This window comes from Nocardia lasii (assembly GCF_042658545.1).
In the GTDB taxonomy this organism is placed as follows: Bacteria; Actinomycetota; Actinomycetes; order Mycobacteriales; family Mycobacteriaceae; genus Nocardia; species Nocardia lasii.
Window position 1 is genome coordinate 13,639 of sequence record NZ_JBHSQN010000009.1, and the last position, 26,689, is coordinate 40,327.

A 26,689-nucleotide genomic window follows, 5' to 3' on the forward strand; every position below is an offset into this window, starting at 1 on the left:
GCAGCACGTCGATCCGGGCTGTCGGTCAGCTCTGGCGGTGCGTGGCCGAGTCGGCCAGGCTCGCCAATCCGGCGATGGCGGTCGGGTCGCCGTCGAGGCCGGACAGGGCCAGCATGGCGCTGGAATGGAGCAGTTCGATCTGGGCTCGACTCCAGTCCCGCCCGCCGGCCGCCTCGACGAGTTCGGCCGCGTGCGCCAGTTCGGCCTCGTCGAGATCGTCGGTGCGACCGTACAATTCGGCCAGCGCCCGTGCCTCCGGGGTCTGCGAGCGCAACGCCCACACGACCGGCAGCGACTTCTTGCGATTGCGCAGGTCGGAGTGGGCGGGCTTGCCGTGTACCGCCGGATCGCCCCAGATACCGAGCAGGTCGTCGGCGTGCTGGAAGGCGCGCCCGAGCGCGTTGCCGAAGCCCTGTAGTCGGGCGATATCGCTGGGCCCGGCGTCCCCGGCCAGCGCGCCGAGCGCGCCCGAGCACCCGAACAGCGCCCCGGTCTTGCGGTCGACCATCGCCACGCATTCCTCGACCCCGACATCGGCCCGGCGCTCGAATTCCATATCCGCGGTCTGTCCCTCGACCAGGCTCAACACCGCCGCACTGAGAATCCGGGTCGCCGCGTCGGCATTGGCCCGACCGTTGCCCGCGAGCCCGGCGAACGCGAGCGTCACCAGCGCGTCCCCGGCCAGAATGGCCGGGCCGATGCCGAAGACGTGCCAGGTGGTGGGACGGTGGCGGCGGGTGGTGTCGCGGTCCATCACATCGTCGTGCAGCAGCGAGAAATTGTGCACGAGTTCGACCGCGACCGCCGCGGGCAGCCCGCACGTGCTGTCCCCGCCGACGGCTCGGGCGGCGAGCTGAACCAGAGTGGGCCGCAATGCCTTTCCGCCATCGGCGTGTTCGGGGGCTCCGGCGGGATCCCACCACCCGAAGTGATACCCGGCGATGTGGCGAATCGACTCGGGCAGGGTCTCGACCGATGCCCGCAGGGCCTGGGGAAAGCGGCCGCCGGCCTCGGTGGCGGGGTCGACGATCGGACTGGCGGTCATCGCGCGGTCTCCTTTCTTGGCTGGACCGAGACGGTCAGCGAACCGAGTGCGTCGGGCACCAGCACCGCCGCGCTGTGATAGGCGCTGACCAGGTACGACGCGATCGCCTGGTCATCAATCCCGGTGAGCCGGACATTGACGCCGGGGGAGTACTCGTCGGGCAGTCCGGTACTGCGCAGCGCCACCACGCCCTCGTCGGCCTCGCCGACCCGCATCGCCAGGATCGTGCTCGACCCCGCCGCGCTGATCGGGATCTTGTCCGACGGCAGCAGCGGCACATCACGCCACGTGCGCACCGTCTTGCCCTCGAATTCGGCGGTGGCGGGATAGATTCCGCGCGCGTTGCACTCGTGCCCGAACTGGGCGATGGTGCGCGGGTGGGCCAGGAAGAACCGGGTCTTGCGGCGCCGGGCCAGCAGGCGATCCAGGTCGTCGGGGGTCGGCCGGTCGGTGCCGGACCGCAGCCGCTGGGTCGGGTCCACATTGTGGAGCAGCCCGTAGTCGGGGTCGTTGAGCAGATCCGATTCCTGGCGTTCCCGCAGCGCCTCGACCGCCAAGCGCAGCTGCTGGTCGAGCTGGTTCATCGGCGTGTTGTAGAGGTCGCTGACGCGGGTGTGGACCCGCACCACGGTCTGCGCGACGGCGAGTTCGTATTCGCGCGGGCTGAGGTCGTAATCGGCGAAGGTGCCCGGCAGCACGGGCTCACCCGCGTGCCCGGACGCGAGATCGATCGAGGCCTCACCGCGTTTGCTGTACTTGCCCCGCGCCGCGCGATCGGCCTCGCGCACCTGCGAAAGCTGCTGTGCCAGTGCGGGACTGCGGTCGAGGATGCGGTCCAGTTCGGTCCGCGACAGGCTCAGCACCGTGCACGCGGTCTCGGCGGTGGCGGTGAATTCCCAGATCGCCGACGCGTCGAGCAGCACGTCGCTGCCCAACGGCGCGCCGTCGCCGAGGACATCGAGCACGACCCGGTCGCCGTACTCGCCGGTGCGCTCGGTGACCGCCTGCCCGTGGGCGAGCACGGACAGGCGGTCGATCGGGTTGCCGAACGCGGCGATGGTCTCGCCCGCAGCGAACTCCTCCTGCACGAAAGCGGCGGCGAGTTCTTGCAACACGTCGTCGTCGGCGCCGCGCAGGGCGCGCAGTTCCCGCAGGTCCGGCGCGATCACCTGGTACCGGCCACCGGCCAGCGTGCAGGTGATGAGGTCGTCGCCGACGGTGTAGGTGCGACGGCGGTTGACCCGGTAGGTGGCGCCGGCGACCTCCACCCACGGCAGGGTGCGCAGCAGCCAGCGCGGGGTTCGCGACTGGTTCTGCGGCGGGGTTTTGGTGGTGGTGGCCAGCGCCCGCGCGGCGGGCAGGCCGAGGGCGGTGAGTTCGGGAAGGGTCACAGTGTGCTCCTGACCTCGGTGGGAAGAAGGTGTCGGGCGGCGGCGGTGCCGAGCCCGCGCGGTCCACGCGAAAAGGCTGGGGTGGCGGGGTGTTCGGGGCCGCCGCCCACGGCCGGTGGGTAGCGCAGGTTCTCGGGCAGATAGCGACTGCATCGCTGGTGCCACAGCAGGATTCCGGCGATCCAGTCCTGGAGTTCGCCGACGTAGTCGGACAGGGCCGAGCGGGCGGCGGCGTCGAGTCTGTGGTGCTCGAACACGATCGGCAGTTCTTCGAGCACCAGCCGCTGGAACTGGCGCATCCTGGCCTTCATCAGATCGGCCACGATCCGAGCGGCGGCGTCGCGATCGCAGTCGAGGAAGGTCTCGACCACGAGCACCATGTTGTGCAGCTCGCCCTCGTACTCGATCTCCTTCTGATAGGAGAACCAGTCGTTGATCAGGCACCCGTAGTCCTGGGCGGCGTTCTCGATGCCGCGCAGGGTGCTGGTCGCGAACACCTCGTCGGGCACGATCCCGCCGCGCGCCAGTTTCGACAGCCCGATCGTGAGCTCGGAACCGAAAGTGCGCCTGCGCATTTCGAGGTAGTCGACCGGGTCGGGCACCCGGTGCTGGATGTGGTTGGCCAGCTCCCACAGCCAGCTCTCGATCATCGATTCGACCGAGGCCTTGAAACTGGCCCGCGCCGCCGGGGTCAGGGTCGCGGTGGTGCGCGGCCACAGCTCCTCGAGACCCCGTTCCAGCGGGTTGAGCGGTTCCGGTGTGGTGTCACCGGCCAGGGGCATGAACAGGGACAGGCGCGCGTTGGCGGCCTTGGCGGCGGCCATCGCGCCGGTCGGGTTGAACACCGCCGGGTAGTAGTCGTCGGCCCAGGTGCCCCAGGTCAACCAGCACGCCGACAGGGTCAGCGCCTCGGCCGTGGCGTCGGGATCCAGGCCCGCCGAACACAGCGCGAAGTCGAATCCGATGTTGTCCTGGCGGGTCCACAGTGGGCGCCCACCCAGTTCGGGAACCGGATCGTAGAACCCGACAGCGCCCGCCCAGTCGACACTCTCGCGCCGCGCGGTGGGCAGGTGCGGGCACACACTGACCTCGAACGGCAGGTCGAAATCGGGCAGCGGCAGGTGTCCGCGCGGCGGCGACGGCGTCCGGGTGTGGTTGCGCAACCCACCCGGCCCCGCCAGCCCCCGCAGGAACCCCGAGTAGCCCGAGGTGCCAAGGCCGGTCGGACCGCCGAGCACCGGTACTGTCCCGGACCCGGCCGAGTCGTTCATGTACCGGTTGGACCGCAGGTGCCACTCGTGCCCACCGGACTGCCAGTCCTGCAGACCCTGCACGTACGACAGCGTCGCCGCCCGCCCGGCCCCGTCGATCGCGTGATCGTCGAACAGCGGCCCGAGCTCGGTGAGGACCGTGTTCTCGAACTGGTGGATGCGCGAGGTGAGCTGGTCGTTGACCCGGTCCGCGGCCTCCTGCGGTGAGCACCCGAGAAAGCGCTCCGCGACCAGCACCCCGTTGTTGACCTCGCCTTCCTGCTCGGTTTCGCGCTGGTACGAGAAGATGTCGTTGCGCAGGTGCACCGCGTCGGAGAAGGTGTCCTTGAGTACCCGCAGCGGCCGCGAACCCACCAGGCACTCCGGGATCTCGATGCCGCGCGCGTACTCCACCAGGTCCGCCGACCACGGCGCGCCACCGACTTTGCGCCGCATCTCGATGTAGTCGATCGGGTTGGGCACCCGGTCGCCGTTGATATTGCGGATCTCCCACACGCAGTCCAGCAGCAGATTGCGGGTGCTCTCGACGAACCGCCGCTGCCACGCCGCCGACATCACCGGCACCGTGCGCGCCCACAGATCGCCCAGTCCGGCCTCGTCGGGATTGGTCGGCTCCGGCATCGTGTCCAACGTGGCTGGCATGAATGTGGCCAGGCGGTCGAGGTATTCGCGGGCGCCGTCGAGATCGCCGGTGCGTTTGAACGCCTCGAGGAAGTGGTCGTCGAAGTAGAAGACCCACGTGTACCAGTCGGTGACGGTGTTCAGGACATCGGCGTCGGCGTCGGGATGGGTGTACGCGCACAGGCCCGCGTAGTCCATCCCGTCGAAAGTCGGTTCGTCCCAGACGATGTCGCCGCCCACGGTCTCCCCGAGCATCCCCATCTCGTAGGCCCACGCCTTGGTGTGCGCGCGGGCGGTCTCGACGTGCGGATTGAGCCGTGGGGGATGGGCGACATAAAACTCCGGGAGCTGAAAAGGCTGCACGCCGCTCAGCCTTCGCGCCCGATTTCGACGTCTTCGAGGATGGCGAGCGCGTCGGGGACCAGCACCGCGGTGGAGAAATAGGTGCTGACCAGGTAGGAGATGATCGCCTTGTCGTCGACGTTCATGAACCGCACGTTCAGGCCGGGCTCGACCTCGTCGGGAATGCCGGTCTGGCGCAGGCCCACCACGCCCTGGTTCTCCTCGCCGGTGCGCAGCAGCAGGATCGAGGTGGTGTTGGTGGCCGAGACGCCGATCTTGTTGCACGGCAGGATCGGAATCCCGCGCCACGCGGGGACCTTGTGCCCGCCGAAGTCGATGCCGGCCGGGTAGAGCCCGCGCCGGTTGCATTCGGCGCCGAACGCCGCGATCGCGCGCGGGTGCGCCAGGAAGAACGACGGGTCCTTCCACACCAGGGCGAGCAGGTTGTCCAGGTCGTCGGGTGTCGGTGCGCCGGACTGGGTGGGAATGCGCTGGTCGAGGTCGGCGTTGTGCAGCAACCCGAAGTCCGGGTTGTTGATCATCTCGTCTTCCTGGCGCTCGCGCAGGGCCTCGATGGTCAGCCGCAACTGCTGTTCGGTCTGGTCCATCGGCTTGTTGTAGAGATCGGCGACGCGGCTGTGCACCCGCAGCACGGCCTGGGCGACGCTGAGTTCGTACTCGCGCGGGGCCAGGTCGTAGTCGACGAAGGTGGTCGGCAGCACCGGTTCGCCGACGTGCCCGGAGGCCAGGTCGATCGCCGCTTCACCGTGCGCGTTGGCCTGGGCGGCGAGCTGCTCGATCTCGGTGCCGACCGACTCGATGTGCGCGCGCAAGCTCGGGTGGGTGCGCCACAGCTGTTCCAGGGCAGTGCGTTCCAGGATCAGCGCGGTGACCGGGGTGACCGCGTCGACGCTGAACCCCCACCGGGTGTCCTCGCTCGCGAGGGCCTGCTCGCCGAAGAACGAACCACCCACCGACGTCGCGACCACGGTCGGTTCGCCGTACTCGCCCGCCGCGATCGTGTTCGTCTTGCCGTGCGCGATCAGCACCAGCCGCTCGACCGGGTCGCCCTCGGTCACCAGCTGCTCGCCCGCGGCGTAGTCGCGTCGGACGAACAGCTCGGCCAGCGCCGCCAGGGCCGCGTCGTCGTCCGCGTCGCGCAGGGAGCGCAGTTCGCGCAGCTCGGCCGGGATGACTCGGATCTCGGAACCGGTGGTGACGAAGGTGATCTTCCCGTCGCCGATGGCGTAGGTGAGCCGCCGGTTCACCCGGTAGACGCCACCGTCGACCTGCACCCACGGCAGCAGCTTGAGCAGCCAGCGCGAGGTCTTGCCCTGCATCTGGGGCGCGGTCTTGGTGGTGGTGGACAGCTTGCGCGCCGCCGCGGTGCTCAGGCTCTGCTGGGGCGTGGAAGCGATGTGATCGGCCAGATCGGTCATGTGAAGTCCCTTGTCTCGCAGGATGTTCAGGTCACGAAGGGCTAGCAGGATGAGGCATGGAACCAAAAATGTTGCGGCACAACATAATTCAAACCTCACCAGGGCATGACGGAACAACGCTCAGGTCCTGTGGAAGCGCGCAGTGGCGACGAAGGGTAATGAATAACGTTGTGACACAACGAGTCTCGATACTCGAGCTCGGCTCAGGATGCGATCACCCGGCAACAAGATAACCACGCCGGCGACAACCTGGCAATCCCCCCACCCGCTTCGACCACCCGATAGAACCGGCCGGTCGGTGCTCGAATTCCCCACCAGCACAACAACTCTCGAGCAACCCCCGATCCCACCGAAATTTTCCGAACCCACCCCGCACAACTCCGGCAACCCCTATGATCGACCACGCCTAACCGGATCGCCCGTGAGGCGAGTTCCGGTCGTTATCGGTACCGTAGGAATTCCACCGAGGTGGAGGTGCCAACGGAGATGACACAGGTCAGGTACACGACGATCGGGGAGCTCGCCGCCCGCTCCGGCGTGGCGGTACGAACCATCCGGTTCTATTGCGACGAAGGACTTCTCGACGCCACCCGCACCGCCACCGGCCACCGGGTCTTCGATCCGGCAGCGGTCGAGCGGCTGATGCTGCTACGCAGACTCCGGTCCTTCGGCATCGGCCTGTCCGCCATCCAGGACATCCTGACCGGCGCCCGCTCGATCGCGGAGGTGGTCGCCGCCGAACGCCGCACCCTCGACGACGACATCGACGCACTCAACCACCGCCGAGCCCTGCTGCGCGCCGTCGAATCCGGCACTCCCGACCGCTGCGACGAACACCTGAATCACCTGGCCGCCGTGATCGATCCCCGCGCCGCCCGCGAAGCCCTCATCACCTTCTGGCGTCGCCAACTATCCCCACTGCCCTCTTCGTCCATCGACGGCTTCCTCGCCATGAACGTCCCCGAACTCACCCCCGACGCCCCACCCGAACATCTCATCGCCTACGCGGAACTCGTTGCGGCAGTGTCGAACCCGGATGTTTCTGTTTCCGTCCACGACACCCTTCGTCACCACGCCACCCCCGGCGTCCGCGACGAACGCCGCCTCCTGCTCGATATCGCCGATACCTGTCTGGAAGCCGCGCCCCACGTAGCCGCAGCGACCCCGCCCACTCCTGGCCCCGAACTCGACCACTACGTCACCGCCCACGCCACCGCCCGATCCCGCCGCGACACCCCCGCCTTTCGTCACCAACTCCTGCGAGACGCCCCCGGTGCCAGCCCTCACGTCCGCCGATACTGGCAACTGACAACAACACTCACCCCGGAGCCCACCTCCGGCACGGCCCAACTCTGGCTCTCCGACGCCCTCGCGGCCTCGGTCGAGTCCGAGGGTCGGTGTTGAGGACCGCGTTCCGTCGGTCGCGTGTACGGTCCTGGCTCGATGATGTGATGTCGCTGATCTTGCTCACCGACATGGTGGTTTCTCGGGGGATGTTCAGGTGTGGGCGGGGAGCAGTTCGGTGATCAGGTCCTGGATGCGCTTTTTGATCTCGTCGCGGATCGGGCGCACCGATTCCATGCCCTTGCCCGCCGGATCGTCGAGCTGCCAGTCGCGGTAGTCGACACCGGGGAAGTACGGGCAGGCGTCGCCGCAGCCCATGGTGATCACGACCGAGGAGGTCTCGACCGCGTCGGGGGTGAGGATCTTCGGTGCCTGGGTGGTGATGTCGATGCCGAGTTCGGCCATTGCCTCGACCGCGGCGGGGTTGAGGGCGTTGCCGGGGGCGCTGCCGGCGGAGCGGACCTCGATGGCGTCGCCGGCGAGATGGGTCAGGAAGCCCTGGGCCATCTGGGAACGGCCCGCGTTGTGGACGCAGACGAAGAGCACGCTGGGCTTGGTTGTCATGGGAGGCAAGGCCTTTCGGGGCGGAATCGTTTGCGTAGGGCGAGCGAGACGTAGACCAAGCCGACCAGTACCGGTACCTCGATCAGTGGGCCGACCACGCCGGCGAGGGCTTCGCCGGAGCCGGCGCCGTAGGTGGCGATCGCGACGGCGATGGCCAGTTCGAAGTTGTTGCCGGCGGCGGTGAAGGCGAGGGTGGTGGTGCGGGCGTAGCCGAGGCCCATGGCGGCGCCGAGGGCATAACCGCCGCCCCACATGACGGCGAAGTAGATCAGCAGCGGGATCGCGATGCGAACCACGTCGAGGGGGTGGGAGGTGATCTGGTCACCCTGTAGCGCGAACAGGACCACGATCGTGAAGAGCAGACCGTAGAGCGCCCACGGGCCGATGCGGGGTAGGAACTTCCGCTCGTACCACTCGCGCCCCTTGGCGCGTTCGCCGAAGCGGCGGGTCAGGTACCCGGCCAGCAGCGGGATGCCGAGGAAGATCAGCACCGATTTCGCGATCTCCCAGGGCGAGACGTCGATCGTGGTCTGTTCCAGGCCCAACCAGCCGGGCAGGACCGACAGGTAGAACCAGCCGAGCACGGCGAACATGAACACCTGGAACACCGAGTTCAAGGCGACCAGTACCGCCGCGGCGTCACGGTCGCCGCACGCGAGGTCGTTCCAGATGATGACCATGGCGATGCAGCGGGCCAGGCCGACGATGATCAGACCGGTGCGGTACTCGGGCAGGTCGGGCAGGAAGATCCAGGCCAGCGCGAACATCAGCGCGGGGCCGAGGATCCAGTTCAGCACCAGCGAGCCGATCAGGAGCTTGCGGTCGCCGGTGACGGAATCGAGCCGGTCGTAGCGGACCTTGGCCAGCACCGGGTACATCATGATCAGCAGACCGATCGCGATCGGCAGCGAGATGCCGTCGATCTCGACCGCGCCCAACGCGTCGCCGAGGCCCGGAATCGCCCGGCCCAGCAGCAGTCCGGCGGCCATCGCGACGCCGATCCACACCGGCAGGAATCGGTCGAGGGTGGACAGTGTGCCGACAACGGGCGGGTGGTCGGTCGTGGTGCTCACGCGTCGGCGCTGTCGGTGCTCAGCGCGCTGGACACGCGGGCGAACGCGTCGGGCACGACGCGGTAGTACACCCACGACGCGCGGCGCTCACTGGTGAGCAGACCGGCTTCGCGCAGCACCTTGAGGTGGTGCGAGATCGTCGGCTGGCTGACCTCGACACCGTCGGAGATATCGCACACGCACGCTTCCCCGCCGGCCCGGCTCGCCACCAGCGAGAACAGTCGAAGGCGCACCGGATCCGCCAACGCCTTGAATACGGCGGCGAGCTCGACCGCCTCGGCGGGGCTCAGGGGATCGCGGACGACCGGCTCGGCGACACAGGCCGCGACCGGCGTCAGACTCAGCTCCGACTTAGACATTCTTCGATATTGACGTATGTCGAATCAATGCGCAAGCAAACGCCGGGTGAACAGGTGTCGGCGCGGATTCGGCCGCGTCAGGAACGCGCGTTGCGCCGTTCGAGCAGGACGGTGTCGCGCCAGACGCCGTCCAACTGCGCGATCCGTTCGCGGACGCCGACGGTGCGGAACCCCGCCGAGTGATGCAGGGCGATACTGGCGCGATTCTCCGGGAAGACGGCGCTCTGGAGGGTCCACAGGCCCGCGTCGTCGGCGGCCATGACCTGGGTTCGCAGCAGCGACTTCCCGACACCGCGTCCACGCATGCCGTCCGCGACATAGACCGAGTTCTCGACGACGCCGGCGTAGCAGTCCCGCCCGGAAACCGGACTCAGACCGGCCCATCCGACAACCGTGCCGTCGATCTCGGCCACCCAGCGATGCTCGGGCAACCACTGCGCTTCCAGGGTCGCGCGGTCGGGCACCTCGGTGGCGAAGGTCGCGAGTCCGGTGGCGATGCCCTCGCCGTAGATCCGGCGAACCGCGGCCCAGTCGTCGTCGCGCATCGCTCGCACCGACACGTCCGAGGGCGGGTCGGTCGGGCAGCATGGCCGTGGCGCGAGCACGCCCATCACCGCGTCGGCGGCGTGCGGAAGGCCGGTGCAGCAGGACGGGTTGACGGCGACGACCGTGGAGGTCCCGCTCTTGTGGGTGGTGACGAAGCCGACCTCGGCGAGCTTGCGGACATGGTGCGACACCGTCGGCTGCGTGATGTCGAGGGCGGCGGTCAACTCGCGCACCGTGATCCCGGTCGGGCGGGTGGCGACCAGGTGCAGCAGCTGGATGCGGGTCGGATCGGCCAGGCAGGCGAACCATTCGGCGTAGGTCGTGGCGTCGCCGACGGCCAGCGCGTCGACCCGTGCGGGGTTGGCGTCGCGCACGACGGGCATATCCAGGGACGTCATGACCGCCATTGTATCGACGGTGATCAATGGTTGCATTCATCGACGGCTGTCGATACAGTCACTCCTGTTGGATCGATGAGTGTCGATGAATGGAGAGTGTGATGACCGATCTGCCTGTCGTCGTCGTGGGAGCGGGCCCCGTGGGGCTGGCCGCCGCCGCGGAACTGCGTGAGCGCGGTGTGGACGTGCTGGTGTTCGAGCGTGGACCCCGCGCCGGTGCCGCCGTCGCGGAGTGGAATCACGTGCGGTTGTTCTCCCGCTGGGCCGAGCTGGTCGCCCCCGCCGCGCGCCGAGTGCTCGACGGAACCGGCTGGGTCGCCCCGGCCGACGAGGGCTATCCGACCGGGCAGGAGTGGGCGCGCGACTACCTCGCCCCGCTGGCCGCCGCGCTCGGCGACACCGTGCGCTACGACACCGAGGTCGTCGGCCTCGCCCGGCGCGGCCGTGACCGCGTCGTCGACGCCGGCCGCGACAGCGAACCGCTGTCGGTCCATCTGCGCCGCGCCGACGGCACCGAGGAACGAGTCCTCGCGCGTGCGGTGATCGACGCGTCCGGCACCTGGGGAGCACCGAATCCGCTGGGCGGCGAAGGACTTCCGGCCCTCGGCGAGCGCACCTCCGACGCGGTGACCTACCGGGTTCCCGACCTCGACGCCGTCGAGCAGGTCGAACGCTTCGGCGGGAAGCACACGGTCATCGCGGGTGGCGGCCACTCCGCCCTCGGCGCGATCGTGGCGCTGGCGCGATTGTCGCGGCAGCGGCCCGGCACCCGGCTCACCTGGATCCTGCGGCGCGGATCCGCCGACTCGACCTTCGGCGGCGGCGACGCCGACGAACTGCCCGCGCGTGGGGCGCTCGGTCTGCGGGCGAAGGAGGCCGTCGACGCCGGTCTGCTGGATGTCGTGACCGGGTTCCGCACCGCGGCAGTCGAATCCGGCGCGGACGGGCGCGTCGTGCTCGTGGCCGACGACGGTCGCCGGATCGACGATGTCGACAATGTCGTGGCGCTCACCGGTTTCCGGCCCGAGCTCGGTTGGTTGTCGGAAGTGCGCCTCGATCTGGACCCGGTCCTGGGGGCGCCGGTCCGGTTGGCGCCGCTGATCGACCCGAACGTCCACTCCTGCGGCACCGTCTATCCCCACGGCGTCGCCGAACTGACCCACCCCGAACCCGGCGTCTATCTTGTCGGCATGAAGAGTTATGGACGCGCGCCCACCTTCCTCGCGATGACCGGCTACGAGCAGGTTCGCTCCATCGCCGCCTCGCTGGTCGGCGACCACGAGTCCGCAGCCCGGGTCGAGCTCACCCTGCCCGAGACCGGAGTCTGCGGCGGCGCGGGCGTTTTCGATGAACCGGAAGGGGCGAGTTCGGGTGGCTGCTGCGGCGCCGCACCCGAAGTGCTGACCCTGACGGCACCCTCGCGGGTCCGCTGAGACGTGTCGAGGTCCACCACCATCGCGCAGACCGGGTCCACCGAGCCCGGTCTGCGGCGGCGCGTACTGATCATCCTGTGCCTGACCGAGATCACCAGCTGGGGAATCCTCTACTACGCCTTTCCCGTGCTGTCGGTGTCGATCTCGGCCGACACCGGCTGGTCGCTGCCGATGATCACCGCGGCCTTCTCGCTGGGCCAGTTCGCGGCCGCGCTCACCGGCATCCCGGTCGGTCGCGTGATCGACCGCGTCGGGCCGCGCACGGTCATGACGGCGGGTTCGATACTGGCCGTGCCCGCACTGATCGTCGTCGCGCTGGCACCCAACCCTGCCGTGTTCTTCGCCGGGTGGTTGGTCGCGGGTGTCGCGATGGGCGCGGTGCTGTACCCGCCCGCGTTCGCGGCGTTGACGCGCTGGTTCGGCGCCGATTATGTCACAGCGCTGATGATCCTCACCCTCGTCGGCGGGTTCGCCAGCACCGTCTTCGCCCCGCTCACCGCGGCGCTGGACCAGCGGACCGATTGGCGCGCCACCTATCTCACGCTCGTCGTCGTCCTGGCGGTCGTCACGATTCCCGCGCACCTGTTCGGACTGTCCGGCCCGTGGCCGAACCCGCCGATCGCCGCCTCACCCGGCGACGACGACCACGGCGCGGTGTCGCGCAGTCCCGCGTTCGTGATGCTCGTCCTGGCCTCTAGCCTGGGTGCGTTCGCGGCCTTCGCCGCGGTGTTCAACCTGGTCCCGCTGCTGATCGAACGCGGGTTCTCGCCCTCGCTGGCCGCGCTCACCCTCGGACTGGGCGGCGCCGGGCAGGTGCTCGGACGCATCGGCTACCTGCCCCTGGTCACCCGCACGACCGCGCGTGCTCGCATCGTCGGCGCCTTCGCGGCGACCGCTGTCGCGACGGCGCTGACAGGCTGGGCGACAACAGTATTCGCGCTGATCGCCATCTCGATCGGGGCCGGCTTGGTTCGCGGGATCATGACGCTGGTCCAAGCCACCGCGGTGACCGACCGCTGGGGCGCCACCCACTACGGGCGCCTCAACGGCCTGTTGTCCGCGCCGGTAGTGATCGTGATGGCGCTGGCCCCGTGGGGCGGAACCGTGCTGATGACCTGGACCGGCAGCTACGCCGGCACCTATTTCGTCCTCGGCGGCATCGCCGCGGTGGCGGCACTCGCCGCCGTCTCGACCATGCCACGCCCGTCGAAACAGCCTGTGTCGTGACCGGCTAGGGAGCCGCCGCACCACCCGGTCCCGCGACCGCCTCCGTCGTCGGGACCGGTGGGTGGTCGACCGGGGGTGTGCGGGACAGGGGGATCAGGGCGAGGGCGGCGAGGAGGGCCGCCACGCCGATCGCGACCAGGAAGCGCCAGTCGCCGAGCCAGGTGGCGGCCAGGGGCACACCGGCCCGGGACAGGGCGATCGGGACCGTCATGACGGCGAGGATGCCCGCGAACTGGGGGACGCCGAAATTGTCGGCCACGATCGAGGGGCGGGCGATCACGCTGATGCCGTAGCCGGTGCTGAAGGCGGCGATGCAGACCAGGGTGAGCGGCAGGGAGGTCCCCGCCAGCGGCAGAGCCAGCAGACCGAGGCCCTGGAGGGCGAAGGACACCCCGGTCACGCTGGTCATGCCGAAGCGGCGAGCCAGGGGCGCCAGGGCCAGGCGGGAGGCGATCTGGGTGACGCCGACCGCGATCGGCAGCGCCGCGGCCGAGACCGGCGAGTACCCGATGTCGCGGAAGTAGGTGACCATCATCAGCAGAAACGCCGACGTCGAACCGCTCTGGGCGACGAAAGAGACCACCAGCAGCCAGAATCGGCGATCCCGCAGCGCGTCCCCGAGGGGAACACCGGAGCGCTGCGCCACCCGACTGGTGTGCGCCACTCGCCCCGGCACCGCCCACAGGTGCGCGGGCACCACGATCACCGCGAAGCCGACCGCGAGCACCAGCAGTGTTGTGCGCCAGCCGAGTTCGGTTTCCAGCCACCCCGCGAAGAAGTAGTACAGGCTCGTGGCCAACCCCACCACGGTCGTCACGGCCACGATCGCGGAGTCGCGGTGCTCGGGTTCGGTGGCCACGACCAGCACCGCGAACGCGGCCTCGTAGGTGGAGGTGGCCAGCGCCAACCCGATCAGCGTGAACGCCACATACAGCTGGGTCAGGTTCTGCGCCTGCGACCACAGCACGACCGCGCCGACCCCCAGCGCCGACCCGGCCGTCATCAACGCCCGCCCACCGTAGCGGTCGAGCAGAGTGCCCACCGGCACCGCGGCCAATGCCCCGACCAGCGTGGAAATGGTCGCGGCCGCCGCGATTTCGGTGCGCGAGACCGCCAGCGCCTGCGCCATCGGCACGAGCAGCACCGTGAAGGCCTGGATCATCGCGCCGTAGCCGACGGTCTGGGTCACCGCGAAGACCACGATGAGCCGCAGCCGTCGACCGCGGGTGGGATCGGCGATCAGAACAGGGGCAGCACTCATTCTCCGAGCAACGGCAGCAGCTGGGAACCCTGACGTTCGATCTCACGCAGGTACGGGGTATCCGACAGCACGAAGTGGGTGATGCCCAGATCGCGGTACTTGCGCAGCGACTTGGCCACGTCCTCGGCGGAACCGACGAGCCAGGTGGTGCCCGCGCCGCCGCCACCGTAGCGGCCGGGCGCGGTGTAGAGGTTGTCGTCGAGTACGTCACCGCGCGCGGCGAGGTCGAGCAGGCGCTGCTGGCCGACGGCGGTGCGCCGGTGCGGATTCTGGGTGCCCTGGTGCTTGTCGGCCATCTCGGCCACCTTCGCCTCGGCGTCGGCCCACGCCTGCTCGGTGGTGTCGCGCACGAAAGTCGTGACGCGCAAACCGAATTCGAGCGGGGCGTGTTCGCGGCCGAGTTCATCGCTCAGCGCGCGCAACCGTTCGATCCGTTCACGCACTCCCTCGAGGGGTTCGCCCCAGAACAGCTGCACGTCGGCCTCGGTCGCGGCGACCCGTTCCGCCGCCGCCGAGGCCCCACCGAAGTACAGGGTGGGATGGCGACGCGCACCGCGCGGCACGATCCGCGGCACCACCGTGGAATCGGTGACCTGGAAGTGCTCGCCCCGGTAGGTGACGTTCTCCTCGGTCCACAGTTTGCGCACGAGCTGGAGGAATTCCTTGGTGCGCGCGTACCGGTCGGCCTGATCGCCCTCGCTGTCGCCGTAGGCGGCCAGATCGTCCTTGCCCGAGACGATGTTCACCCGCACCCGGCCGCCGGACAGATGATCGAGGGTGGCCGCGGCGGAGGCGAAGTTCGCCGGACGCCAGTAGCCGGGCCGGATCGCGATGAGCGGTTCGAAGCTCTCGGTCCGCGCCGCCAGGGCCGCGGCGACGGTGAGGGTGTCGGGGCGGCCCCAGCCGGTTCCCAGCAGCGCGCCCTTCCAGCCGTTGGCCTCGAGGGCCTTCGCCTGGGCGGTGAGCGTGTCCAGGCTGTTGTGGTCGGCGACGACGGGTTCGCCCCGGTGGCCGGGGGTGACCTGATTGGGGATGTACCAGAGGAATTCGAGACTCATTGTTGCGGTGTTTTCCATTCGGTGGTGATCAACGTGCCAGCGCGGCGAGCTGGGCGCGGCGGACATCGGCGGTCTGGCCTTGGACCAGGACGAAAAGCACGGAGCGAGCGTGCAATTGGGCGGTGTCGTCGCGGCTGAGCCCCCGGCCCGACCGGGCGATGAGCAGGGCGCGACTGATGGCCGAGAGTGCTTCTCCGCTGGCGGCTTTGGTGGCCAGGCGCTCGTCGAGACGATGCGGGCCACCACCGGCGGCCAGGGCTTCGTCGGCCAAGGCGTAGGCGGTGGAACGGATCTCGGCGACCCGGGGGCGCCAGGTCGCGGCGACCTCGGCGGCCAGCGGAACCGTGGCGCGTTCGAGCTCGGTCAGGATGGTCTCGGCGAGCCCGAAGTGGTGGGCGCGGGCGTCGCCGGCGGTGCCGACATCCACGAAGCGGGCCTGCTCCAAACTCTGGGTGCTGAGGACGTTCTCGTCCGGGACGAAGACCGCGTCGAGCTGGACCCGCGCGGTGCGACTGCCCGACACCGCGCCCAGTTCCAGGGGCCCGGGGCTGTGGATGTGCTCGTCGATCGGTACCAGCGCGGTGACGACCGTTTCGGTGTCGGGCTCCACCGCCGCCAGGGTCAGCGCCGAATTCAGCCCCCACCCGCTGACCCAGGACAGGGTGCCGTCGAAGATCCACCCGTCGGCGACCCGGCGAGCCGCGACGTAGTGGTCCGGGAACCTGCGCACATCGCTGACCCCGGCGCCGAGCAGCAATTCGCCGCGCAGAATGCGGGCGGCCAGAGGTGACACCGTGGCGCCCTGCGCGCGAAGCGCGGCGATCCGGCCCGCCAGCGGCGCGTGTTGCGCCCATACCAGCCAGGTGTTGAAGCAGGCGCCCGCGATGGTCTCGTGCACGCGCCGGTCGGTGTCGCGATCGAGCGCGAGGCCACCGAATTCGCGCGGCGAGAGGTGGTTGAGCAGGCCGAGGGCGCGCAGTTCGTCGACGCGTTCGGCGGGCACGCCGTCCCGGTCGGTCGTGAGCGCGGCGGGTCGAAGGACCCGGTCGGCGTAGTCACGCACCGAGGCGAGGAACGTGTCGAGAGAGGTGTCGTGCGCTGCCTTCACCTCGAAAGTATCGACCCGAAATCGGCGTCGAAGTCCTTACCGGCCCGCGTCTTTCGCTCTTGTCAGGGCGTTCACCTGCGACGACGGGCCGGTTGCTGAGATAAATTCCCGCAGATCGAGACGTCGCGGGTCAGGAGAGGTTCTGCAACCGCACCTGTCCGCGCGCCACCGTGCGACCCTCGGCGTCGGTGATCACGACGACCCACAGCTGCTGCGAACGGCCGCGATGAATCGGGGTGGCCTCGCCGGTGAGCACGCCCTCGCGCACCGCGCGCAGGAAATCGGTGTTGTTGTTGACGCCGACGACCGTGCCGCGCTCACCCAACCACACGCCCGCGCCCACGCTGGCGAGGGTTTCGATGACGGTGCAGTACACGCCGCCGTTCTGGATCCCGGCGGGCTGATACAACGTCGGCCGCACTTCCCATTCCCCGCGCACCCGATCGGGGGTGACCTCGGTGAATCGCAGCCCGATCAGATCGGTGAAGGTCCCCTCACTGAGTTCGGTCATCAGTTCGGGGGTGACATCGGCGAGGGACAAGGGCTTTTCACTCATACCGTCCGGTCTACACCATCGGCGAGCGACGTAGCGGCGGACCCCGTCACGAAGACGGAGCCCGCCGCGGCTGAATGAGGGGGTCGACCGCAGCCCTCGGGACCACCGACTCATCCGTACGCCGAGATCAGCGTAGGTCAGGCTTACCTAAGTAGTCAAGTCCGGGCTTGCTCAACACGATCGCAATACTCCATGATCCCTACTACCTCTATGTTCCGAGGCTTGTGTCGATGGTGAAAGCTCACTGCTCGGTCGCACGACGGCCTGGGGTGGGCGTGGCGAGAGAGGCAAGATTTCGTGAGTAGTAGTCGTATTCCCCGATGGGCCGTGCGGGCGGCGATGTGCGCGGCGGTGGTCGGGGCCGCGGTCACCGCGCCCGCGCACGCGGAGCCGCTGTGGCCCGGCGGACCCGATGTCCCCGGCGTCCCGGCCATCGTGCCCGCGCCCGAACCGGAGCCCGTGGTGGCACCGTGCAGCGAGAAAGCCCGTGCGTGCCTGCAATTGTCGACCAATAACGCGTGGTTGATGGACAACGGCAAGGTCACCTTCGGCCCCAGCCCGATGTCGCACGGCCGCCCCGGTTACGAAACACCCCCCGGCGTGTTCAAGGTCGCGTTCAAGAAGCCCTTCCACTGGAGCACCCTGCACAACGCCCCCATGGAATACGCCGTCTTCTTCAACGGCGACATCGCCTACCACATCGGACCCACCGAAGAGCAGTCCCACGGCTGCATCCGCCTGACCCCCGAAGGGGCCAAGGCGCACTACGAATGGCTCGAGCCGGGCGACATCGTCGAAGTTGTTCCCTGAGTTGATTTCTCGAACAGGGGAGGCCGCTGGTCGGCCTCCCCTGTTCCTGTCTCGTGGTGCTCCCGCTCGAAAACCGACTACGCCGGCAGGCTCTCGACCGCACGATCGGCCGGGAACGGCAGACCGAAGCGGGCGCGCAGAGTTGGTGCGGTGTAGTCCTTTTGGAAGAGGCCGCGTTCCTGGAGGATCGGGACGACCAGGGTGGTGAAGTTCTCCAGGTCGACGGCGGTTTCGGCGGGCATGATGGTGAAGCCGTCGGCGGTGCCTGCTTCGTACCAGGAGGTCAGGTCGTCGGCGACCTGTTCGGCGGAGCCGACGAGCAGGCGGTGGCCGGAGCCGCCCGCGCCCTGGTGGATCAGTTCGCGTGGGGTGCGCGGGGATTCGGCGATGAGGGCGCGGGTGGAGATGCTGAATCCGGTCGAGAACGCTCCGGTGGGGACGGTGTCGGGGAGGTCGGCGGCGGTGATCGGGTCGTCGGGGCCGAAGGAGTCGGCGGGGAGGCCGAGGTTGCCGAGCAGGACGGTGGTGAGGCGGTCGATCGGGAGCAGGTCGTAGAGCTCCTGTTCGCGGCGGCGCGCTTCCGCCTCGGTCGCGGCGACCAGCACCACCACGCCGAGCGAGATCTTCACATCGTCGGGGTGGCGGCCGGCTTCGGCGGCGCGGCGGCGGATGTCGTCGCGGAAGGCGACCGCCTTGGCCTGGGTCTGGGCGACGGTGAACACCACGTCGGCGAAATCACCGGCCAGTTTCAGCCCGCCCTCGGACCCGCCCGCCTGCACCACCACCGGTCGACCCTGCGGTCCCGGCGCCACCGGCAGCGGGCCGGCGACGGCGAAGAACTCGCCCTCGTGGTCGATGCGGTGGATCTTGTCGGTGTCGGCGTAGCGGCCGGTGGACTTGTCCGCGATCAACCAGTCCGGCTCCCAGCTGTCCCACAGCCGCGTCACCACATCGAGGAACTCCCACGCCCGCCGGTACCTGGTCTCCTTCTCCGGATGGTCGGTGAGGCCGAAATTCGCTGCGGCGGCGGGTGTTCCGGTGGTGACGATATTGACCGCCGCGCGCCCCTTGGTCACGTGGTCGAGGGCCTGGAATCGGCGCGCGAGGTTGTAGGGAGAGTTGTAGGTGGTCGAGGAGGTGATCACGACGCCGAGGTTCTTCGTGACCGCCGCGACGCTGCCGAGCAGGACCAGCGGGTCGATGCCGGTGCCGGGCGCCTCCTCGATCTCCCCGCGCAGGGCTGGGCCGTCGCCGAGGAAGACCGCGTCGATCTTGGCGTCCTCGGCGATCTTCGCCAGGCGCTGGAAGTAGTCGATGTCGAGGTAGGCCAGCGGGTCGGCGTGGGGCAGGCGCCACGCCTGGCGGAAGTGTCCCGGGGTCATCAGGGACAGGTTCAGGTGGAATCCGGACATGTCGGTGCCTTCGGAAATCGGCGACGCCGATGACGCGGTGGTGTCCACGTCATCGGCGTCGGGAGGGGATCAGAGCTTCAGGCCGGTGCCGTGGACACCGTGCTCCTCGATCAGGGCGAGTTCCTCGGCGGTGAAGTCGGGGAAATTCAGGGCGGCGGTGTTGTGGTCGAGCTGGGCCACCGAGCTGGCGCCGATCAGCGCCGAGGTGACCTCGGGGCGCCGCAGCACCCACTGCAACGCCAGCTGGGCCAGCGACTGTCCGCGCGCGGCGGCGATCTTGTTCAGCTCGGCGGTGCGCTGGCGGTAGGTCTCGTCGATGACATCGGGGGACAGGAAGGTGCTGTTCTGCGCCCGCGCGCCCTCGGGGATGGTCTCGAGGTACTTGTCGGTGAGCAGGCCCTGGGCCAGCGGCGAGTACACGATCACGCCGAACCCGTCCTGGGTGGCGGTATCGAGCAGACCGTTCTGTTCCGGGCGGCGATCGTAGATCGAGTAGCGGGCCTGGTGGATCAGCAGCGGCACACCGGCCGCGCGCAGCTGCTCGGCGATCTCGTGGGTGCGGTCGGGCAGGTAGTTGGAGATGCCGACGTAGAGCGCCTTGCCCTGCTGCACGGCGCTGACCAGCGCGGAGACGGTCTCCTCGAGCGGGGTGCTCAGGTCCGGGCTGTGGTGGTAGAAGATGTCGACGTAGTCGGTGCCCAGATCGCGCAGGCTGTGCTCGAGGGAGTTCAGGATCGACTTGCGTGAGCCGCCGCGCAGGTAGGGGCTCGGGCCGATGGCGTTGCCCGCCTTGGTCGAGAGCACGATCTCGTCGCGGTAGGGCGCGAGGTCCTTGGCGAGCACCCGGCCGAAGTTCTGCTGGGCGGCGCGGTGCGGGGGACCGTAGCGGTCGGCGTTGTCGAAGTGGGTGATGCCGAGATCGAAGGCATGCAGGATGATCTCGCGCTGGGTGGCGAAGGCGTAGTCGGTGCCGAACTTCTGCCACAGGCCGAAGGAGAACGCGGGCAGGTCGAGCCCGGAGGTGCCGGTGCGGCGGTACGGGACCTTCTCGTAGCGGTCTTCCGCGGCGGTGTAGGTGCGGTCGAAGGGGCCGTAGCTCATCAGGTGTGTTTCTTTCTCTCGGTGTTCAGAACAGGCCGGTGGTCGGGGGATGCTCGCCCGTCAAGTGAAACGCGCCCGCGACGGCTTGCTTCCACTGGCGGGGGTTGTGGTTGGCGGCGGTGCGGGCGTTGCGCCAGTGCCGGTCGAAACCGAGGGCGCGGTCGGTGATCGAACCGCCGCCCACGTCGAAGACGAGTTCGGCTGCGGTGAGCGCGGATTCGATCGCGATGACGCCCGCCTGGGCGATCTCGATCGCCGCCGTCGCACCTGCCGCGCGAGCGTCGTCGCCGGTGCGGCCGCGCACGCCCTCGAGGGTTTCGGCGGCCAGCAGGACCACCGCGCGCGCCGCCTGGGCGCGGGCGGCGATCTCGCCCACGGTCTCACGCACGTAGGGGTCCTCGGCGCTGGTGGACGCGGTGCTGTGTTTGATCGGGCGGGCCCGCTCGCGCACGTAGGCGATGGCGTCGTCGCGGGCGCGGGCGGCGATGCCCGCCTGCACGGCGGCGAGGTAGAGCTGGGCGGCCGAACCCTGCCAGGGGTTGTCGGGTTCGGTCTCCGGGGTGGGGGTGATCTCGTCGTCGGCGATCCGCACGCCGGACAGGCGGGTGGTGCCGCTGGCGGTGAGGCGCTGGCCGACGGCGTCGAAATCGTCGAGACGCTCGACACCCTCGCGATCTACCGGCACGGTGAACCGCAGCACCTCCCCGTCCTCGGTGCGGGCCTGCGTGGAGAACCAGTTCGCGTACAGGCCACCGGTCGAGTAGTACTTCTCCCCGTCGATCACCCACTCCGCACCGTCGCGGCGCGCCGTCGCGTTGACCTGCCCGCTGGCCCCACCGGTGCGTTCGTTGACGGTGCCCGCGAACACGTCCCGGTCGCGCAACCGCGCCAGAATCCGCTCCCGATGCGGGAGGTCGGCCCGACCCGCCACCTGGTTCGCGATCAGGAATGTGCCCCGGAGTGCTTGCGCCACACTGGAATCAGCGTGTGCGATGGCGATCACGAGGTCGATGACATCGCGCAGGGAACCCCCGGCTCCGCCCTCGGCGACGGCGATGCCGGTGAGCGCGATCCCGGTGTCGACGAGCGCGCGCACGTCGGCGAAGGCGTAGTCGTGGTCGACCTCACGCTGGTGCGCGGTCTCGGCGAGGCGGCGCAGAATCGGTTCGGCGGCGACACGAATACCGTTGACCGACAGGGGAACCGAGCCCGGAAGGGGATCAGCGACCAGGTGGAGCCGTTCCTTCGTCCCGGGTGAGCGGTCCGGCGCGCCCACGTCGTTCGCGACATCCGCCGATCGACCCGGCCCGGTGGCGGAATTCGAGTCCGGCGAGGTGCCCGCCGAGGCATTCGTGGTTGTTGCGCGCAGGGGTGGCGGGATCGACTGGCCCAGCGGGGTCATCGGGCCTCGCTCGTCGTGGCGGCGGCCGACGCGAGTTCGCCACTGTCGGGGTTCGACTCGAAGACGTCGTTGCCGGGGCTCGAGGTGACATGACCGCTGTCGACGGGCGAGGAGACCTGAGTGTCCTCGTCGGGGGTGTCGTTGATCGAGGGGCGCTGGCGGTAGTAGCCGGGGACGGGGGCGTTGCCGTTGAGGACGAAATCGCCCAGGACGCGGGGCTTGTAGATGACCGGGTTGTGGGAGGCGAGGGTGCGGGCGTTGCGCCAGTGGCGGTCGAGGTGGACGCTGTTGCGGACCGTGGAGGAGCCGCCCGCGTCGAAAGCCCGGGTGGCGGCGTCGAGTACGGCTTCGATCACCGCGATCTGGGCGGCGGAGGTGTCGAGGTAGGCGCGGGTGTAGGCGGCTTCGGTGCCCGCGGCGTGGGCGGTCTCGAGCTGTTCGGCGGCGTGGCGCAGCAGGGTCTCGGCGGTCAGGCGACGGGCCTCGAGGGTGCCGATGACGGAGAGGATGTCGGGGTCCTCGGTGGCGCGGGGGGACAGCGCGTGCAGGCTGGTGCGGGTGCGGGCGCGCACGATGTCGGTGGTCTCGGCGACGATGCTGCGCGCGATGCCGGTCAGGTTCGCCAGGTGCACGATCTGGACGAAGGAGTCCAGGCCGCGCAGCGACTCCTTGAACCGGCCGATGTCGCCGTTCTCCTCCACCGGCACGTTCTCGAAATAGGTGGTGCCGCTGCCGGTTTGGCGCTGACCGATGCCGTCCCAGTCGTCGGCGTGGGTGACCCCGGAATGGCGTGCGGGAATGACCACGAACCCGCGCACGTCCTGCTCGTCGATCACCGCGGCCCGGATGTAATCGGCGAAACGCGCACCGGTGGAATAGAACTTGGTGCCCGAGACCGTGCGCACCCCGTCCGCGCCGACCACGGCGCGCGTGGTGGTCACGCCCCAGCCGACGGCCTCGCCGACCGCCTCGGCCACCAGCGCCGAGGGCTCGGACTGGGCGTTGCCGAACACCGCGCCCTGCCCGATGCGCCGGAACCAGTGCTCGCGCACCACCGGATCGGTTTCGGCGCGCAGGATCTCGGTGGTGGTGAAGTGCCCACGCCAGATCTGCGGAATATTGGAATCGGCCTGACCCGCCTCGGCCAGCAGCCCGAACAGCGTCGGCAGGTCGACCCCGAAACCGCCGTATTCCACCGGCACCCGCAACCGGCCGAAACCGGCGTCGGCCAGCGCCTGGATCAGCGCGTCGGGGTGCTCGAAGGCGAGGTCGCGCGCGCCGACGCCGGGGGCGAACTCGGCCAGGATCGCTCGGATGCGGGGCAGCGCTTCGGCCAGGGTGGCGGGCGCGGTGGTGGCAGTGGTCATGGCAGTCCTCCGATGAGGTCGCGGCCGGCGATGGCGTCGAGCAGACGCACGGTGTAATCGTCGGTGGGGGAAGAGAAGACCTGGTCGACGGTGCCGTGTTCGACGATGCGGCCCTGCCGCATCACCGCCACCCGATCGGAGATCGCGCGCACCACGGCCAGGTCGTGCGAGATGAAAACGTAGGTGAGCCCGCGCTGTTCCTGGAGACCGCGCAACAGGTCGAGAATCTGCGCGGCCACCGAAACATCGAGGGCCGAAATGGGTTCGTCGAGCACGATCACCTTCGGCTCGAGGATCAACGCGCGCGCGATCGCCACCCGCTGGCGCTGTCCACCGGACAGTTCGCGCGGGTGCCGGTTCACGAAGTCGGCGGGCAGGGCGGCGGCCTCGAGCGCGGCCACCACCCGGTCCCGATTCGGCCTGCCGCGCCGCAGTCCCCGACGCGGCTCGAACGAGCGCAGCGGCTCGTCGACCACGTCGTAGACATCGAAACGCGGATCGAACGAGGAGTAGGGGTTCTGGTAGACGATCTGCACCTCCCGGCGCAGCGGCCGGAACTCGCGCCGACCCAACCGGGTGATATCGGTGCCGAGCAGTTCGACCCGCCCCGAATCCGCCTCGGTGAGCCCGGTCAGCACCCGCGCGGTGGTGGACTTGCCGCTGCCGGATTCGCCCACGATGGAATAGGTTTCACCGCGCCGCACCCGGAAGGAGATGCCGTCCACGGCGGGCACGCCGCCGTAGTCCTTGCGCAGGTCGGTGACCTCGATGACGGTGTCGGTGCCGACCTCGACCGGGGTGCGGGCACGCACCCAGGGCCGGCGCGAGGGCACACTGTCGAGCAGTCGCCGGGTGTAGGGGTGCTGGGGATCGGCGACCACCCGCGCGGTCGGCCCGAACTCCACCAGCTCGCCCCGGTGCAGCACGCCGATCAGATCGGAGCGGTCCGCGGCCACGCCGAGGTCGTGGGTCACCAGCACCACGCTGGTGCCGGTGCGCACCCGGATCTCGTCGAGCAGATCGAGAACCTGCTTCTGCACGGTCGCGTCCAGTGCCGAGGTGGGTTCGTCGGCGATGATCAGTTCCGGTTCGGCCGCCACCGCCGCCGCGATGAGCACGCGCTGGCGCATCCCGCCGGACAGTTCGTGCGGATACTGCCGGTAGCGCCGCTCCACATCGGTGAACCCGACCAGCTCGAACAGCTCGTAGACCCGCTCGCGGCGCGCGTCGGCGTCGAGGTCGGTGTGCAGGCGCAGCACGTCCTCGACCTGGTGGCCGACCCGGCGCACCGGGTCCAGCGAGACCGTCGGATCCTGGGGGATCAGGCTGATCGCCCGCCCTCGGATCGAGCGCCACCCCTTCGCGCCGAGTTCGGTGAGCACCTGGTCGCGGAAGGTGATGGAACCGCCGGTGACCTCGCCGTTGCCGGGCAGCAGGCCGAGCACGGCGTGGGCGGTGGTGGTCTTGCCCGACCCGGATTCGCCCACCAGCGCCAGCACCTTGCCCGCCGGGACGTCGAAGGACACCCCGTGCACGACGGGGGAGACCCGGTCGCCGACGCGGTAGCCGACGCGCAGGTCGCGCACCCGCAGCACCGGTTCGACCTCGACTCCGGTTGCGGTGGTGCGGGTTTCGTCGATGACGCTCACGCCGGGTTCCTCCTGGACAGGTGACGGGACAGGTGGTTGGTCGCCAGCACCATCGCGACGATGGTCAGCCCCGGCCACAGCGTGAGCCAGCCGCGGGTGGCGATGTAGTTGCGTCCGTCGGAGACCAACCGACCCCACTCCGGGTCCGGCGGTTGCGCGCCGAGCCCGAGGAAGCTCAGCGAGGCGATCCAGATGATCGCGATGCCGAACTGGACGGTGACCAGCGAGGCGGTCGGCGCGATCGAGTTGGGGATCACGTGCCGCCACAGGATCGCCGCCGTGGAGGCCCCGCTGGTGGTGGCGGCTTCGACATAGGTGCTGGTGCGGGCCTTGACCACCTCCGAGCGGATGAGCCGGGCGAAGGTCGCCGAGGATGTCAGGCCCACCGCGATGCCCGCCTGCCACACACCGAAGCCGAGCAGGACCACGATGGTGATGGCCAGCAGGAACCCCGGAATTGACAGCACCACGTCGATGAGTCGCATGACCACGCTGTCGGGGAACCCGGCGAACCAGCCGGCCACCGCCCCGAGCAGCGAGCCGACGAGCACCCCGACCCCGACCGCGATGGCCGAGCCGAGCAGCGAGGGGCGCGCGCCGTAGACGATGCGCGCGTAGAGATCTCGGCCCAGATGGTCGGTGCCGAAGAGGTGTTCGCCCGAGGGCGGTCGGAGTTTCTCGCGCGGGTTCACCGCGAGCGGGTCGTAGCTGGTGAACAGGTGCGGCACGAGGGCCCAGAGCAGGATGGTGGCGACCACCAGGATGGCCAGGGCCACCGTCGGGTGGCGTCGTATCCAGCGCAGGGTCGCGCGGACCCGACCCGGCGCGGTGCGGGTCTCGGACTTGTCGAGGGTTGTGGTCATGGCATTGCCACCTCGGCGGGCAGGCGGCGCGGGCGCGAGGCCACGGCCGGGACGGGGACGGCGATCCGGGTGCGGCCCACGGTCCGCGCGCGGGTGACCCGGCGCGTGCGCCCGTCCACCAGCACCCGCGGATCGATGAACGGGTAGGCCAGGTCCACCGCGAGATTGACCAGCACGTAGGCCACGGTCGAGAGCAACACCACGCCCTGCACCACCGGCAGGTCCTGGGTGTCGACCGCGCCGACGGTGAGCTGACCGATGCCCTGCCGGGCGTACACCGACTCGGTCACCACGGCCCCGGCGATGAGTTCGCCGAAGGCCAGCCCGAGCAGCGTGAGCACCGGCAGCGAGGAATTGCGCAGCACGTCCTTGCGGAAGATGTAGCCCTCACCCGCGCCCCTGGCCGCCACCACGTGCACGAACGGTGTCGCCCGTGTGCTGCGCACCGAGGTGGCGAACACCTGGGCCAGCGGCGCCGCCACGATCAACCCCAGCGTCGCGGCCGGGGCGATCAGGGCGAGCACGGTGCCGTTGTCGACCGAGGGGATCAGGTGCCACCGGAACGAAAGATATTGCAGGGCGAGCACACCGACCACGAAGGTCGGCACGGAAGCGAACAGTGCGGGCGCGGAATCGAACAGCCCGCGCAGCCACGCCCACGGCGCGTAGTTGGCCGCCACCGCCACCACCGCGGCGAACACCAGACCGAACACCAGACCCAGGCCGGTGAGCGTCAGGGTCGAGGGCAGCGCCTCGGCGACCGCCTGGGTCACCGGCCGCCCTGAGGTGAGCGAATAGCCCAGGTCACCGTGCAGCAGGGCCCACAGCGCGCGCAGGTACTGCTCCCAGACGGGCCGGTCGAGTCCGTAGAACTCGAGCATCAACCGACCCGCCTCGGGGGTGATCTGCGCTTCCGGGTCCTGGATCCGGTTGGTGACCGAGTCCCCTGGCAGCGCGCTGAGCAGGATGAACGACAGGGTGTAGGCGGCCAGCAGGACCAGTACCGCCTGCACCAAGCGCCGAAGGACGTAGCTGCGCATTGTGTTTCG

23 protein-coding genes are annotated in these 26,689 nt (G+C 69.5%); 4 read left to right on the plus strand and 19 right to left on the minus strand.

Annotated elements, in window-relative coordinates; translation table 11 throughout:
• Window positions 1-25: 25 nt before the first annotated feature.
• From ACFP3H_RS13285 to ACFP3H_RS13300, 4 genes are read right to left on the minus strand one after another with little or no spacing between them, the layout of a single operon-like run.
• Window positions 26-1,045, minus strand: a complete 1,020-nt coding sequence (locus tag ACFP3H_RS13285; protein WP_378604825.1) for a polyprenyl synthetase family protein — start codon at window positions 1,043-1,045, stop codon at window positions 26-28.
• Window positions 1,042-2,436, minus strand: coding sequence for a family 2B encapsulin nanocompartment shell protein (locus ACFP3H_RS13290; protein ID WP_378604828.1), 1,395 nt, complete (start codon window positions 2,434-2,436; stop codon window positions 1,042-1,044). The genes ACFP3H_RS13285 and ACFP3H_RS13290 overlap by 4 nt, the downstream gene beginning before the upstream one ends.
• Window positions 2,433-4,691, minus strand: a complete 2,259-nt coding sequence (locus tag ACFP3H_RS13295; protein ID WP_378604831.1) for a terpene synthase family protein — start codon at window positions 4,689-4,691, stop codon at window positions 2,433-2,435. Before ACFP3H_RS13295 ends, ACFP3H_RS13290 begins: the two co-directional genes overlap by 4 nt.
• 5 nt (window positions 4,692-4,696) lie before the next feature.
• On the minus strand, window positions 4,697-6,109 hold the full coding sequence (locus tag ACFP3H_RS13300; protein WP_378604834.1) for a family 2B encapsulin nanocompartment shell protein: 1,413 nt from the start codon (window positions 6,107-6,109) through the stop codon (window positions 4,697-4,699).
• A gap of 486 nt (window positions 6,110-6,595) precedes the next feature.
• On the opposite strand from ACFP3H_RS13300, the gene ACFP3H_RS13305 reads away from it, so the two are divergent.
• On the plus strand, window positions 6,596-7,513 hold the full coding sequence (locus tag ACFP3H_RS13305; protein WP_378604837.1) for a MerR family transcriptional regulator: 918 nt from the start codon (window positions 6,596-6,598) through the stop codon (window positions 7,511-7,513).
• A 93-nt stretch (window positions 7,514-7,606) separates the two neighbouring features.
• Here ACFP3H_RS13305 and ACFP3H_RS13310 read toward each other — a convergent pair whose 3' ends face one another.
• The 4 genes from ACFP3H_RS13310 to ACFP3H_RS13325 form a co-directional block, all read right to left on the minus strand.
• Window positions 7,607-8,017, minus strand: a complete 411-nt coding sequence (locus tag ACFP3H_RS13310) for an arsenate reductase ArsC (RefSeq protein WP_378604840.1) — start codon at window positions 8,015-8,017, stop codon at window positions 7,607-7,609.
• A complete protein-coding gene (gene arsB / locus ACFP3H_RS13315) occupies window positions 8,014-9,090 on the minus strand; it encodes an ACR3 family arsenite efflux transporter (RefSeq protein ID WP_378604843.1) in 1,077 nt (358 codons plus the stop codon). Before arsB ends, ACFP3H_RS13310 begins: the two co-directional genes overlap by 4 nt.
• Window positions 9,087-9,449, minus strand: coding sequence for an ArsR/SmtB family transcription factor (locus ACFP3H_RS13320; protein WP_378604846.1), 363 nt, complete (start codon window positions 9,447-9,449; stop codon window positions 9,087-9,089). Before ACFP3H_RS13320 ends, arsB begins: the two co-directional genes overlap by 4 nt.
• 77 nt (window positions 9,450-9,526) lie before the next feature.
• Complete coding sequence (locus ACFP3H_RS13325) at window positions 9,527-10,393, minus strand: helix-turn-helix domain-containing GNAT family N-acetyltransferase (protein WP_378604849.1); 867 nt, start codon at window positions 10,391-10,393, stop codon at window positions 9,527-9,529.
• A 101-nt stretch (window positions 10,394-10,494) separates the two neighbouring features.
• Between ACFP3H_RS13325 and ACFP3H_RS13330 the strand changes: the two genes are divergently transcribed.
• Together ACFP3H_RS13330 and ACFP3H_RS13335 are read left to right on the plus strand one after the other, a co-directional pair.
• A complete protein-coding gene (locus ACFP3H_RS13330) occupies window positions 10,495-11,826 on the plus strand; it encodes an FAD-dependent oxidoreductase (protein WP_378604852.1) in 1,332 nt (443 codons plus the stop codon).
• Between the two features lie 3 nt (window positions 11,827-11,829).
• Window positions 11,830-13,053 carry an MFS transporter gene (locus ACFP3H_RS13335; protein WP_378604855.1) on the plus strand — a complete coding sequence of 408 codons (1,224 nt, stop codon included), beginning with the start codon at window positions 11,830-11,832 and terminating at the stop codon, window positions 13,051-13,053.
• A gap of 4 nt (window positions 13,054-13,057) precedes the next feature.
• On the opposite strand, the gene ACFP3H_RS13340 is transcribed toward ACFP3H_RS13335, so the two are convergent.
• The 4 genes from ACFP3H_RS13340 to ACFP3H_RS13355 all read right to left on the minus strand — a co-directional run bounded on the left by ACFP3H_RS13340 (window position 13,058) and on the right by ACFP3H_RS13355 (window position 17,036).
• A complete protein-coding gene (locus tag ACFP3H_RS13340) occupies window positions 13,058-14,314 on the minus strand; it encodes an MFS transporter (RefSeq protein WP_378604858.1) in 1,257 nt (418 codons plus the stop codon).
• On the minus strand, window positions 14,311-15,372 hold the full coding sequence (locus ACFP3H_RS13345) for an LLM class flavin-dependent oxidoreductase (protein WP_378604861.1): 1,062 nt from the start codon (window positions 15,370-15,372) through the stop codon (window positions 14,311-14,313). Before ACFP3H_RS13345 ends, ACFP3H_RS13340 begins: the two co-directional genes overlap by 4 nt.
• 28 nt (window positions 15,373-15,400) lie before the next feature.
• Window positions 15,401-16,480: an acyl-CoA dehydrogenase family protein gene (locus ACFP3H_RS13350; protein ID WP_378604864.1), complete on the minus strand. Its 1,080-nt coding sequence runs from the start codon at window positions 16,478-16,480 to the stop codon at window positions 15,401-15,403.
• A 130-nt stretch (window positions 16,481-16,610) separates the two neighbouring features.
• Complete coding sequence (locus tag ACFP3H_RS13355) at window positions 16,611-17,036, minus strand: PaaI family thioesterase (RefSeq protein ID WP_378604867.1); 426 nt, start codon at window positions 17,034-17,036, stop codon at window positions 16,611-16,613.
• 297 nt (window positions 17,037-17,333) lie between these two features.
• On the opposite strand from ACFP3H_RS13355, the gene ACFP3H_RS13360 reads away from it, so the two are divergent.
• The gene (locus ACFP3H_RS13360; RefSeq protein WP_378604870.1) at window positions 17,334-17,846 is read left to right on the plus strand and encodes a L,D-transpeptidase; all 513 of its coding nucleotides are present in this window, start codon (window positions 17,334-17,336) and stop codon (window positions 17,844-17,846) included.
• 77 nt (window positions 17,847-17,923) lie between these two features.
• Here ACFP3H_RS13360 and ACFP3H_RS13365 read toward each other — a convergent pair whose 3' ends face one another.
• The 7 genes from ACFP3H_RS13365 to ACFP3H_RS13395 all read right to left on the minus strand — a co-directional run bounded on the left by ACFP3H_RS13365 (window position 17,924) and on the right by ACFP3H_RS13395 (window position 26,680).
• Window positions 17,924-19,258 carry an NtaA/DmoA family FMN-dependent monooxygenase gene (locus ACFP3H_RS13365; protein ID WP_378604873.1) on the minus strand — a complete coding sequence of 445 codons (1,335 nt, stop codon included), beginning with the start codon at window positions 19,256-19,258 and terminating at the stop codon, window positions 17,924-17,926.
• 69 nt (window positions 19,259-19,327) lie between these two features.
• Window positions 19,328-20,359, minus strand: a complete 1,032-nt coding sequence (locus ACFP3H_RS13370) for an aldo/keto reductase (protein WP_378604876.1) — start codon at window positions 20,357-20,359, stop codon at window positions 19,328-19,330.
• A 25-nt stretch (window positions 20,360-20,384) separates the two neighbouring features.
• The gene (locus ACFP3H_RS13375) at window positions 20,385-21,761 is read right to left on the minus strand and encodes an acyl-CoA dehydrogenase family protein (protein ID WP_378604879.1); all 1,377 of its coding nucleotides are present in this window, start codon (window positions 21,759-21,761) and stop codon (window positions 20,385-20,387) included.
• On the minus strand, window positions 21,758-23,128 hold the full coding sequence (locus ACFP3H_RS13380; protein WP_378604882.1) for an acyl-CoA dehydrogenase family protein: 1,371 nt from the start codon (window positions 23,126-23,128) through the stop codon (window positions 21,758-21,760). The genes ACFP3H_RS13375 and ACFP3H_RS13380 overlap by 4 nt, the downstream gene beginning before the upstream one ends.
• Window positions 23,125-24,777, minus strand: a complete 1,653-nt coding sequence (locus tag ACFP3H_RS13385) for a dipeptide ABC transporter ATP-binding protein (protein ID WP_378604885.1) — start codon at window positions 24,775-24,777, stop codon at window positions 23,125-23,127. The genes ACFP3H_RS13380 and ACFP3H_RS13385 overlap by 4 nt, the downstream gene beginning before the upstream one ends.
• Window positions 24,774-25,640, minus strand: a complete 867-nt coding sequence (locus ACFP3H_RS13390; RefSeq protein WP_378604888.1) for an ABC transporter permease — start codon at window positions 25,638-25,640, stop codon at window positions 24,774-24,776. Before ACFP3H_RS13390 ends, ACFP3H_RS13385 begins: the two co-directional genes overlap by 4 nt.
• A complete protein-coding gene (locus tag ACFP3H_RS13395; RefSeq protein WP_378604891.1) occupies window positions 25,637-26,680 on the minus strand; it encodes an ABC transporter permease in 1,044 nt (347 codons plus the stop codon). Before ACFP3H_RS13395 ends, ACFP3H_RS13390 begins: the two co-directional genes overlap by 4 nt.
• Window positions 26,681-26,689 lie beyond the last annotated feature (9 nt).